Annotated in this window: 9 protein-coding genes; 4 read left to right on the top strand and 5 right to left on the bottom strand. The window is 66.1% G+C overall.

The features are described 5' to 3' along the window. Positions 1-121 precede the first annotated feature (121 nt). Both cra and KH389_RS04235 read left to right on the top strand, forming a co-directional pair. Positions 122-1,117 (top strand): catabolite repressor/activator, encoded by a 996-nt coding sequence (gene cra / locus KH389_RS04240; protein WP_054916282.1) that lies wholly within the window; start codon positions 122-124, stop codon positions 1,115-1,117. Positions 1,118-1,119: 2 nt separating this feature from the next. Further along, positions 1,120-1,896: a TatD family hydrolase gene (locus KH389_RS04235; RefSeq protein WP_054916281.1), complete on the top strand. Its 777-nt coding sequence runs from the start codon at positions 1,120-1,122 to the stop codon at positions 1,894-1,896. Between the two features lie 41 nt (positions 1,897-1,937). On the opposite strand, the gene KH389_RS04230 is transcribed toward KH389_RS04235, so the two are convergent. The 4 genes from KH389_RS04230 to KH389_RS04215 form a co-directional block, all read right to left on the bottom strand. Beyond that, positions 1,938-3,956, bottom strand: a complete 2,019-nt coding sequence (locus KH389_RS04230) for a methyl-accepting chemotaxis protein (protein WP_213606932.1) — start codon at positions 3,954-3,956, stop codon at positions 1,938-1,940. A 180-nt stretch (positions 3,957-4,136) separates the two neighbouring features. Further along, a complete protein-coding gene (gene ampE, locus KH389_RS04225) occupies positions 4,137-4,970 on the bottom strand; it encodes a regulatory signaling modulator protein AmpE (protein ID WP_213606931.1) in 834 nt (277 codons plus the stop codon). Further along, positions 4,967-5,527 (bottom strand): 1,6-anhydro-N-acetylmuramyl-L-alanine amidase AmpD, encoded by a 561-nt coding sequence (gene ampD, locus KH389_RS04220; RefSeq protein WP_043864381.1) that lies wholly within the window; start codon positions 5,525-5,527, stop codon positions 4,967-4,969. The genes ampE and ampD overlap by 4 nt, the downstream gene beginning before the upstream one ends. A 79-nt stretch (positions 5,528-5,606) precedes the next feature. Next, positions 5,607-7,781, bottom strand: a complete 2,175-nt coding sequence (locus KH389_RS04215; protein WP_054916278.1) for a DUF1631 domain-containing protein — start codon at positions 7,779-7,781, stop codon at positions 5,607-5,609. Positions 7,782-8,030: 249 nt separating this feature from the next. Between KH389_RS04215 and nadC the strand changes: the two genes are divergently transcribed. Continuing rightward, complete coding sequence (gene nadC / locus KH389_RS04210; protein ID WP_213606930.1) at positions 8,031-8,879, top strand: carboxylating nicotinate-nucleotide diphosphorylase; 849 nt, start codon at positions 8,031-8,033, stop codon at positions 8,877-8,879. A gap of 79 nt (positions 8,880-8,958) precedes the next feature. Here the strand turns inward: nadC and trxB are convergent, their stop codons facing one another. Beyond that, a complete protein-coding gene (trxB, locus tag KH389_RS04205; protein ID WP_043864378.1) occupies positions 8,959-9,921 on the bottom strand; it encodes a thioredoxin-disulfide reductase in 963 nt (320 codons plus the stop codon). Positions 9,922-10,257: 336 nt separating this feature from the next. On the opposite strand from trxB, the gene cysZ reads away from it, so the two are divergent. Continuing rightward, entirely contained in the window at positions 10,258-10,986 is a 729-nt protein-coding gene (gene cysZ / locus KH389_RS04200) for a sulfate transporter CysZ (RefSeq protein WP_054916276.1), read from the top strand. Positions 10,987-10,999 lie beyond the last annotated feature (13 nt).

Here is a 10,999-nt window from a genome sequence, read left to right as displayed (position 1 = left end):
CAATGAAAGCCCCATTTTGTCGGACAATTGCGACAATGGTCGTCTGCGCCGATGCTTCGCAATCGGCGACAATACCCGGTCAGGCTCTGCAGCCAACCCCGGTAATAACAAGGAAAATTCGGTGAAACTCAGCGATATCGCCCGTCTGGCCGGTGTGTCCGTTACCACTGCCAGTTATGTCATCAATGGCAAGGCCGAACAGCAACGCATCAGCAGCAGCACGGTAGAGCGTGTGCGTGCGGTGGTCGAGGCCCATGGCTTCACGCCCAACCCGCAGGCGGCCGGGCTGCGCAGCCGTCACACGCGCACCCTTGGCTTCATCCTGCCAGACCTGGAAAACCCCAGCTATGCGCGCATCGCCAAGCAACTGGAGCAAGGCGCAAGGGCCCAGGGCTACCAGCTGCTGATCGCCAGCAGCGACGACCAGCCCGACAGCGAGCGCCAGTTGCAGCAGCTGTTTCGCGCACGGCGCTGCGACGCCCTGTTCGTCGCCAGTTGCCTGCCCGAAGACGACGACAGTTACCGCACGCTGCAGGCCAACGGCCTGCCGATCATCGGCATCGACCGCAGCCTGGACCCGGCGCAGTTCTGCTCGGTGGTCAGCGACGACGAGCATGCCAGCCTGCACCTGACCCGCAGCCTGCTCGACAGCGCCCCGGCGCATATCGCACTGATTGGCGCACGCCCTGAGCTGAGCGTCAGCCGCGCTCGCGCACGTGGCTTCGACCAGGCCCTGCAAGGCTTCGACGGACGGGCCAGCCAGCACCAGGGCGAAGCCTTCAGCCGCGAGTGCGGGCGCCGCCTGATGAGCGAGCTGCTGGCCGACCTGGGGCGCCTGCCCGACGCGCTGGTGACCACCTCCTATGTGCTGCTGCAAGGCGTGTTCGATGTGCTGCAGACCCGCCCGCCAGCATCGCGCAGCCTGCACCTGGGCACCTTCGGTGACAACCAGTTGCTGGACTTCCTGCCCCTGCCGGTCAACGCCATGGCCCAGCAGCACGGCCTGATGGCCGAAACCGCCTTGCGCCTGGCGCTGGAGGCGGTGGAGAAGCAGCACTACACGCCGGGTGTGCACGCGGTGGCGCGCACCTTCAAGCAACGCCTCTTCAAGGCCTGACCATGCGCCTGGTAGACACCCACACCCACCTGGACTTTCCCGACTTCGATGCCGACCGCAGCGAAGTGCTGGGGCAGGCGCGCCGCGCCGGGGTCGAGCGCATGGTGGTGCTGGGGGTGTACCAGGACAACTGGCAGCGGGTATGGGAGCTGGTCAAGAGCGATCCGCAGCTGTATGCGGCGTTCGGCCTGCACCCGGTGTACCTGGAACAGCATCGCCCGGAACACCTGCTGGCGCTGGGCGACTGGCTGAGCCGCCTGCGTGGCGACCGGCAGCTGTGCGCGGTGGGCGAGTTCGGCCTGGACTACTACGTGGCCGAGCTGGACCGCGAGCGCCAGCAGGCGCTGTTCGAGGCCCAGTTGCAGCTGGCGGTGGACTTCGACCTGCCGGCGCTGCTGCATGTACGGCGCAGCCATGCCGACGTGATCGCCCGGCTCAAGCGCTTCAAGCTGGCGCGTGGCGGCATCGTGCATGCGTTTGCCGGCAGCTACGAGGAGGCCCGCGAGTACCGCCGCCTCGGGTTCAGGCTGGGGCTGGGCGGGGCGGCCACCTGGCCCCAGGCGCTGCGCCTGCGCAAGGTGCTGCCGCGCCTGGGGCTGGACGGCGTGGTGCTGGAGACCGACTCGCCGGACATGGCCCCGGCGATGTACGCCGGGGTGCGCAACAGCCCTGTGCACCTGCCGCAGATTGCCGTGGCACTGGCTGAGGTGATGGGGGTTGCGCCCCAGGTGCTGGCCGAGGCCAGCACGCGCAATGCCTGCGAGCTGTTTGGCTGGTAATACCGGCCCTGCGCCTTGCCGGCGAAGGGCCCAGCCCTCGCTCAGACCCTGAACGCCCCGATCAACTGCTTCAACTCCATCACCTGCGCCGACAGCTGCCGGCTCGCATCTTCGGTCTGGTGCGCGCCCTCGGTGGTGTGCTCGGCCGCGCGGTTGATCTGCACGATGTTCAGGTCGATGTCATGCGCCACCGCCGTCTGCTGCTCCACCGCCGCCGCAATCTGCTGGTTCTGCTCCACGATGCTGCCCATCGCCCCCAGAATGTTGACCAGCGCCTGCTGCACCTGCTGCGACTGCCCCACGGTGCCCGCCGCCATCTGGTGACTGCTGTCCATCGCCCGCACCGCCGCCTCCACCCCACCCTGCAGGCGTGAAATCATCTGGTCGATTTCCTCGGTAGACTGCTGCGTGCGCTTGGCCAGCGTGCGTACCTCGTCGGCCACCACCGCGAAGCCACGCCCCTGCTCCCCGGCCCGCGCCGCCTCGATGGCGGCGTTGAGCGCCAGCAGGTTGGTCTGCCCGGCGATGCTCTTGATCACCTCCAGCACCTGGCTGATCTGCTGGCTGTCGCTGACCAGCTGGTTGATCACCCCCACCGACTGGTCGATTTCGGCCGCCAGCCCGGCAATGCTGCCCTGCTGCGACTCCACCAGCTCGCGCCCGCTGACCGTCTCGCGGTTGACCCCGTGGGCGCTGTTCACGGCTGCCGCAGCGCTGCGCGCCACTTCCTGGGCAGTGGCCGACATCTGGTTCATGGCCGTGGCCACCTGCTCGATCTGCCCACGCTGGCCGCTCACCGCCTGGTTGCTGCGCGCCGATACCGCATGCACCTGCTCGGCCTGGTGTTCCACCTCGGCCACCGTCTGCCCGACCCGCTCGATCAGGTCATGGATGCGCCGCACCGTGGTGTTGAACACCTCGCCCAGCTCGCCCAGCTCGTCGCGACTGCGGGCCTGGAAGGTCACCGTCATGTCGCCCCCGGCCACCTTGTCCATCACCTTGCCCAGGGTACGCAGGGTGCTGCGGGTGGAGGCATAGAAGCCGCCATACAGGTAGCCGATCAGCATGAACACTGCCGCCAGGGCCAGCACCAGCAGCACCATGTGCTGGCGGTAGTCGCCCAGGCGCGCCTGCAACTGCTGTTCGAGCACCTGCAGGGTGGCGCCATTGAGCAGGTAGGTCTGCTCGATCAGGCCGCTGACCTGCTGGTAGAACGCCGGCCACGGCGCGTCGAGGGTATCGGCCATCACCACCTGGTCTTCGAGCAGCTCGCTGGCCTGCTTGAGCGACGCCTGGCTGCTGGCGGCCTGGATGGCCAGCCGCGGCTCGTCGCCCAGGGCGTCCTGCAGGCGAATGGCGTAGTCGGCCGACAGCTTGTCGAGGCTTTTGAGCAGTTCTTCGAAACGGGTACTGGCCGATGAGTTGAGAAACCCCTGGCCCAGCGAGTAAGCCCCGATTGCCCGGCCTTCACCCAGGGTCTGGGTGACCTGGGCGGTGACCGTGGTCAGCAGCTCGCCCATCTGGCGCACGCCGGCATCGCTGTCCTGGCCAAGGCCCGACTGGCTGACCACCAGCTTGCCAAGCAGCTGCGCCTGCGCCAGCAGGGCGTCGTACAGGGCTGCACGGGTCTGCAACGAGGAGTCGGCTCGCGCCGCCTCGAGCCCTGCCAGCAACTCGTCGCGCCGGGCGGTGAAGGCCTGCACCTGGGCCGGGTCCTCGGTCATCGGGGCCAGCGCGGCCACGTGCTTTGCCACCTGCTGTTCCAGCGCATCGATGCGCGCCTCCAGGTCGTCGGCCTTGCCGGACTGCCCCAGCACCGCGTTGATCTGCACCAGGTTGCCCAGGCTCTCCAGATCACCGCGCACGGCCAGGCTCTCGCTCAGCAGGCCGAGGCTGTGCAGCTCCACACGGGTGGCGTGGAACTTGGCATAGGCGTCGCGCACCAGATAGAAATTGGTGACCAGCATGGGCAGAAAGAACAGCACGCTGATCAGGCTGAACTTCATGCCGAAGCTCAGCCGGTTCATCAATGCGATTGCCGGATACAAGAGGCGCTTCAAGGGTCGTCTCCTTTCGATTTCTTATTGTTTTCTGCGCAATAGCACTAGGCCACTGGCGATCGTCAGCAGCCTCTGTATAGCGCATATCGAAGGGAAGTTTTGTAACTTAAGGTTAACCACCAGCGGCGGCGCCCTGTAGGAACGAGCCGCCGTTGCGGCAGCCCGTTTACACGTTGTGAGTCAGCCGAGCACAGTCCACAGGGCAAAGCCCGCGTACCAGAGCACTGCGGCACGCAGCAGCAGTTCCCACAGGCTGTCGAGCCCGGTCAGGCCTTGCGGGCCGGCCTCGACGTCGGCGGGAATCTCCGCCGCTGCCGTGCCCGCCTGCTCCACCAGGCGCGGCGCACCGATGTGCCAGTTGAGCAGTTCGTGCAGCATCATGCGGCTGACCGCCACAAAGTTGCCCACCAGTGCAAAACTGGCGGCCAGTACCCGCACCGGCGCCCAGTCGAAGGCGTGGCGCAACTGCCGGGCGCGTTCCTGTACCGCCGGGTTGCCGGCCCGCTCGCCCGTCAGCGCCAGCAGCCGGTAAGCCAGCGCTGCAGCCGGGCCCAGCAGCACATACCAGAAGATCACCGCAAAGAAGCTCTGGTAGGCCTGCCACAGCAGGTGCCCCTGCACCTTCTGGATCAGGCCCTGGCTGTCGTCGGCCGTCACCCCCAGGTCGCGCTCGGCCACGTGCACGGCCGCCTGTTCATCGCCGCGTCGCCAGGCATCGCGAAACGGCCCCAGCGCCGCCTTCACATCGCCCCGGCCCAGGCTGTAGATCAGCACCAGCAGGTGCACCGGCAGGGCCAGCAGGCCATAGGCGACCGGGTCGAGCACGTGCAGCAGCAGCGCCAGTACCACCACCGGCAACAGCACCAGAATGCCCAGCACCCACCAGGGGTCGGCCTTGGGCCTGCGCCCCAGGCGGGCCAGTTCGGTGAGAAAGAAGCCGTCGCGTTGCAGGCGCTGGCGCAGCGCCGAGAACTTCTCGACCCACAGCACCAGCAGTAACACCAGAAAACTCATGATCTGTCCTCGTTGACGTGCAGGCTGGCGCGATAGCGTTCCCAGTCGAACGCCGGCCCCGGGTCGGTCTTGCGCCCCGGCGCAATGTCGCTGTGGCCGCGGATTCGCCCCGCGATGGGCCAGGCAGCCTGCAGTTGCAGGGTCAAGTGTTGCAGGGCAGTGTACTGGGCGTCTGTGAACGGCGTCTGATCGGTGCCTTCGAGTTCGATGCCCACGGAAAAGTCGTTGCAGCCCTCGCGGCCCTCGAAGCGCGATACCCCGGCATGCCAGGCCCGGTCCAGGCACGAGACGAACTGGGTGACCCTGCCGTCACGCTCGATCAGAAAGTGCGCCGATACACGCAGGTCCTTGATCTGCTCGAAAAACGCATGCTCGGCGATGGGCAGGCGGTTCTGGAAGAACGCCTGCACCTTGCCGGTGCCGAACTGTCCGGGCGGCAGGCTGATGTTGTGGATCACCAGCAGGCTGATGGCTTCGCCCTCGGGGCGCGCGTTGAAGTTGGGGGAAGGGCAATGGGTGACGCCAGCGACCCAGCCAGTAGCGTGGTCAAGTTGCATAGAAGATCCTGAAGCATGAGGGCTCTGGCGCAGTATGCCCCGAGGAATCGACGGTTGTATCGTTAAAAAGTGCGGGCGCTCAGGGTTGGCGCTGACGCAGTTGGCTGACCACCGAACCCAGTGCACGTTCGAACAGCTGGGTGGCATCGAGCAGGCGTACCTGGCCCTGGCTCAACGCCCCGGCAAGCCCCTGCTGCGACCATTCGCGCAGCTTGCGCCCGGTACGGTCGACGAACACATAGGTGTGGGTGCTGTCGATGATCGCGATCAGCTTGCCGCGCACCGGCTCGTCATCCTCATCGCGCAGCTCGATCCAGGCCCCCGGGCGCAGGTCGCGCACCTGGTGCAGCGCCGGGTCGTCGTCGGGCAGGCTGGAGCACAGCCCGCCCGCCGCCACCGACTCCGGCCCCAGCAGCACGATCCGATCACGCACCAGCACCCGCTCAATACGCGCCTGGCCGGGGTGCCCTGCCCCTTCCACAGCCTGCAGGTGCAGCGCTTCGAGCTGGGCGAAGAACTCGCTGGTGGCAAAGGGATCGTAGGCAACCCGGGTCAACCCCTCGCGCAGGGCCTTGAGCAGGCCCGGCACCTGCTCCAGCAGCCGTGCACGGTCGTCGCCTGTGTGTGACTCGACGCTCCAGAGCAACAGGTCCATGTTGGCCAGCGCGTCCTGCCACTGGGTCGAACCCCGCCCATGCTTGAGGCAGGCCAGCAGCAGCACCTGGCTCCAGGCCTGCTCGATCACCCGTACCACGCCTTGCGGCAGGCACTTGCCGAGCAGGCGCAGGTTGAGTTCGCTTTCAACCTGCTGGCGCGCCAGCACGGTGCGTGCCCGGCCCTCTTCGGCATCGCGGGTGCGCTGTTCGAGCAACTCGGTACGGCGGCGCTCATCGGCACTGAAGGCAAGGAACTCGGCCAGCAGCTCGGCGAAGATCTGCGGGTCGTCGGCAAAATCGGTGAGCAGGCGCTGCACGATGGCCTCGACCCGCAGGTACAGCTCGTCGCGCTGCACGTCATCACGCGCGCCCCAGCCCATCGCCACTGCGGCAATCTCGTCGAGCAGGCGGCGCGCCGGGTGGGTGGCGCGGCTGAAGAAGCTCTTGTCGAGCAGCGCCACCTTGAGCATCGGGATCTGCAGGCGTGCGATCAGCTGGCGCAGCGAATGCGGCAGGTTGCGATCGCCGAGGATGAAGTCGAAGAGCATGGCGATCAGGTTGATCACATCCTCATCGATCACCTCGACCCTGCGGTACTTGCCGCTTTGCACGCTGGCCCGGGTCAGCAGTTGCTCCAGCTGGTGGCGCAGGTCGAAGTCCTGCACCTCCCCCGCTGCCGGCACGAACTGCTGCAGGTGCGAGAGCAGGCGCAGCAGGTCCTGCCTGCTGATCGGCTGCACCCGGTCATAGGGCTCCAGGCGCGGGGCCACCCGACCGCGCACCGGGGACAACAGCACCTGCAGTGAGGCGAAGGCAGCCTGCGCCCCGGCATCGGCCATCAGCGGGGCTGGCTTGACCTCCGGATCGCCGGCCGGGTGCGCCGGTTCGGCCGCCGGGGTTCGCCAGCCCGGCGCGCTCTTGAGGTCGGGCAGGATCCCGGTGGCGCTCAACAGCTGGTTGGCTTCGCCGTACAACTGGCCGACGTCGCACAGCACGTAACGCTCGAACAGCTTGAGCAATATCAGCTTGACCTTGATGCCCACGCCCAGGCTGCGCCCGGCCTGCAGAAAGTACTCGCACAGCAGCGCCGGCCCCAGCGGGTTGGCGCGATCGTCCAGGCGCTGGCTGATCAGGCTGTTCATGCGCAGGGTCAGCTGGCCGAGGGCGAAGCCGTCACGCGTGGCCACGCGGGCCACCATCGTCTCCACAGCCTGGGCCCGCTCACGCGCATCGTCGGCCATCAGCGCCTGCCTGTCGTAGCCACGGCGCGCCAACGGCGCGGTCGGGTCGTTGCCGGCAATATCGATGAAGGCGTCATAGAACAGGTCGAGGAAGGCACGCTCGATGCTCTTGCGCTTGAGGCGCAGGTCGCGCATCGCTTCGAAGAACAGGCTGCGGTCATGGTTGTCGGCGGCCGTGTCGGCCATTTCGAAGAGCGTGTCGTCGGCGTTGTCGAACAGCCCCTGCAGCGCCTGGCGCAGGTGCTGCGCTGCCTTGTCGCGCACTTGCAGCAGAATGACCGGCAGACGAGCGAACGGCGTGCGTGACGCCTGATCGGTGGCCGCCTTGAACGGCACCACCTTCCCGTCATTGGGCATCCCGGTCTCCTTGCTGGGTTGGCTACGAAGTGGATTGAATGGCTGTCAAAGTCATGACGCCAATTACAAGGCGCGCATTATCTGGCAAAAACGCGCGGCCTGCCAGCGAACTGTGCAGTGCGTTTCGGCCAGCCTTTGGATAGACCGCCATGGGGCGCAAATGCTCATTTGCTGCGACCAAAGGCGGATTGCTGCACGCCCGCCCCGGGCTGCCCTATAATCGCGGCCACCTAGCTTGTGGAGCCCACCATGCCGAATCTACGCCTCGCCGACCTGACCGCCGAAATCGAAGCCAACGTGCGCCGTGCGTTGCTCGAGGATGTCGGCAGCGGCGACATCACCGCCCAGCTGATTCCTGCCGAGCGCCTGGCCAAGGCCACCATCATTACCCGCGACGACTGCGTGATCAGCGGCACGGCCTGGGTGGACGCGGTGTTTCGTCAGCTCGACCCGCGGGTGGCGGTGCACTGGCAGGTCAAGGACGGCGACCGGGCCACGGCCAATCAGGCACTGTTCCACCTGGAAGGGCCGGCCCGCTCGCTGCTGACCGGCGAGCGCAGCGCGCTGAACTTTTTGCAGCTGCTGTCGGGGGTGGCCACCCATGCGCGGCACCTGGCCGACCTGGTGACCGATACCCAGGTCAAGCTGCTGGATACGCGCAAGACCCTGCCGGGCCTGCGCCTGGCGCAGAAGTACGCAGTGACCTGCGGCGGCTGCCACAATCATCGCATCGGCCTGTACGAAGCGTTTCTGATCAAGGAAAACCACATTGCCGCCAGCGGCGGGATTGCCGAAGCGATCGCTGCGGCGCGCCGCATTGCGCCGGGCAAGCCGGTGGAAATCGAGGTGGAGAGCCTGGATGAACTGCAGCAGGCGCTGGAGGCCGGGGCCGACATCGTCATGCTCGACGAGCTGAACCTGGACGAAATGCGCGAGGCGGTGCGCCTCAATGCCGGCAAGGCCAAGCTGGAAGCCAGCGGCGGGATCAGCGAAAGCACGTTGCGCGCAATTGCCGAGACGGGGGTGGACTACATCTCGATTGGGGCAATGACCAAGGATGTGAAGGCAGTGGACCTGTCGATGCGCCTGAGCCTGTAAGAAACATCGCCGGCAAGGCCGGCTCCTACAGGGTTGTGCATGAACCTGTAGGAGCCGGCCTTGCCGGCGAAGGGGCCAATCAGAACGAAGCGTTCTGCAGGCCGTCCAGGTAACGCTCGACATCCAGTGCCGCCATGCAGCCGGCACCGGCCGAGGTGATTGCCTGGCGATACACGTGGTCGGCCACGTCGCCGGCGGCGAATACGCCCTCGATGCTGGTGGCGGTGGCATTGCCGTCACGCCCGCCGTTGACCACCATGTAGCCATCCTTGAGCGCCAGCTGGCCTTCGAACAGCGAGGTGTTGGGGGTGTGACCGATGGCGATGAACACGCCGTCGACCTTCACTTCATCGAAGCTGCCGTCGTTGTTCTTCAGGCGCGCACCGGTCACACCCATGTTGTCGCCCAGCACTTCGTCCAGGGTGGCGTTGAGCTTGAGCTCGATCTTGCCTTCGGCCACGCGGGCGTGCAGCTTGTCGATCAGGATCTTCTCGGCGCGGAAGGTCTCGCGGCGGTGCACCAGGGTCACCTTGCTGGCGATGTTGGCCAGGTACAGGGCTTCCTCGACGGCAGTGTTGCCACCACCGACCACGGCCACCGGCTTGTTGCGGTAGAAGAACCCGTCACAGGTCGCGCAGGCCGAAACGCCCTTGCCCATGAACGCCTCTTCCGACGGCAGACCCAGGTAGCGCGCGCTGGCGCCGGTGGCGATGATCAGTGCGTCGCAGGTGTAGGTGGCGCTGTCGCCCTTGAGGGTGAACGGCTTGTTGGCCAGGTCCACGGCGTTGATGTGGTCGAACACCACTTCGGTCTCGAAACGCTCGGCATGCTCCTGCATGCGCTGCATCAGCGCAGGGCCGGTCAGGCCATGTGCATCGCCCGGCCAGTTGTCGACTTCGGTGGTGGTGGTCAGCTGGCCGCCAGCCTGCATGCCGGTGATCAGCAGCGGCTTGAGGTTGGCACGGGCCGCGTACACGGCGGCGCTGTAACCGGCAGGGCCGGAACCGAGAATGATCACTCGCGAATGACGAACTTCAGACATGAAACGCTCCTGTCGAGCTGGCGAGCCAGCCACATGACGCCGGGGGCACCGGCTGGAATAAAAAAGAACCCGCGAAGCACTTGGGGAAGGCTTTTGGCCGCAGGTTCTGGAAACCGTGAAATTGGTGCGACTGTAACGAGGAGGCAGAGATTAAGGAAATATCCTTAGACAATCCACCTTATAGACGACCTCTATTCACCTGCCGAGCACCGGCCGCTTTGCCTATTAAATGATCGACAGGGTTTTGTTACCGGGGGTTGCGCGCATTTCGCCGCGCTTTCGCCCAGGCGTCAAACTCGGTAAGGTCGGCGCGTTTACCACCGCTCGGAGCCTTTTATGCAAGCCCCTGTCCTGTCTGGCCCCCAATACCTGCGCGAGGGCCTGAAACTGGTCCTGAGCCCGGGCCTGCGCCTGTTCGTACTGCTGCCGCTGGCGGTCAACCTGCTGCTGTTCGTGGGCCTGATCTATTTTGCCGGTCACCAGTTCAGCCTGTGGGTGGACTCGCTGATCCCGACCCTGCCGGGCTGGCTGAGCTTTCTCAACTATGTGCTGTGGCCGCTGTTCGTGGTGCTGGTGGTGCTGATGGTGTTCTTCACCTTCACCATGCTGGCCAACATCATCGCGGCACCGTTCAACGGTTTTCTGGCCGAAAAGGTCGAGGTGGTGGTACGTGGCACCGACCCGTTCCCGGCCTTCAGCTGGGGCGAACTGGCCGCCATGGTGCCGCGCACCCTGAGCCGCGAACTGCGCAAGCTGGGCTACTTCGTGCCGCGCGCCCTGGCGCTGTTCATCCTGTCGTGGATCCCGGTGGTCAACATCGTGGCCGCACCGCTGTGGCTGCTGTTCGGTGTCTGGATGATGGCCATCCAGTACATCGACTACCCGGCGGACAACAACAAGATGAGCTGGCAGGACATGCTCGCCTGGCTGCGCGCCAAGCGCTGGCAGAGCCTGGGCTTTGGCGGCTCGGTGTACCTGGTGCTGCTGATCCCGTTCGTGAACATCGTGATGATGCCTGCCGCCATCGCCGGTGCCACGCTGTTCTGGGTGCGCGAACGCGGCTGACGGTTGCCGGGGC

This window comes from Pseudomonas qingdaonensis, assembly GCF_018398475.1.
GTDB classification, from domain to species: domain Bacteria; phylum Pseudomonadota; class Gammaproteobacteria; order Pseudomonadales; family Pseudomonadaceae; genus Aquipseudomonas; species Aquipseudomonas palmensis.
Note: the sequence above shows the minus strand (reverse complement) of the source record. Positions and strands in the feature narration are given on the sequence as shown.

What these genes read in the sequence shown, in the direction of transcription:
- ampE (WP_213606931.1), bottom strand. Translation starts at nt 4,970, where the DNA reads ATGAGTTTTCTGGTGTTACTGCTGGTGCTGTGGGTCGAGAAGTTCTCG.
- ampD (WP_043864381.1), bottom strand. Translation starts at nt 5,527, where the DNA reads ATGCAACTTGACCACGCTACTGGCTGGGTCGCTGGCGTCACCCATTGC.
- KH389_RS04235 (WP_054916281.1), top strand. Translation starts at nt 1,120, where the DNA reads ATGCGCCTGGTAGACACCCACACCCACCTGGACTTTCCCGACTTCGAT.
- cysZ (WP_054916276.1), top strand. Translation starts at nt 10,258, where the DNA reads ATGCAAGCCCCTGTCCTGTCTGGCCCCCAATACCTGCGCGAGGGCCTG.
- KH389_RS04215 (WP_054916278.1), bottom strand. Translation starts at nt 7,781, where the DNA reads ATGCCCAATGACGGGAAGGTGGTGCCGTTCAAGGCGGCCACCGATCAG.
- trxB (WP_043864378.1), bottom strand. Translation starts at nt 9,921, where the DNA reads ATGTCTGAAGTTCGTCATTCGCGAGTGATCATTCTCGGTTCCGGCCCT.
- nadC (WP_213606930.1), top strand. Translation starts at nt 8,031, where the DNA reads ATGCCGAATCTACGCCTCGCCGACCTGACCGCCGAAATCGAAGCCAAC.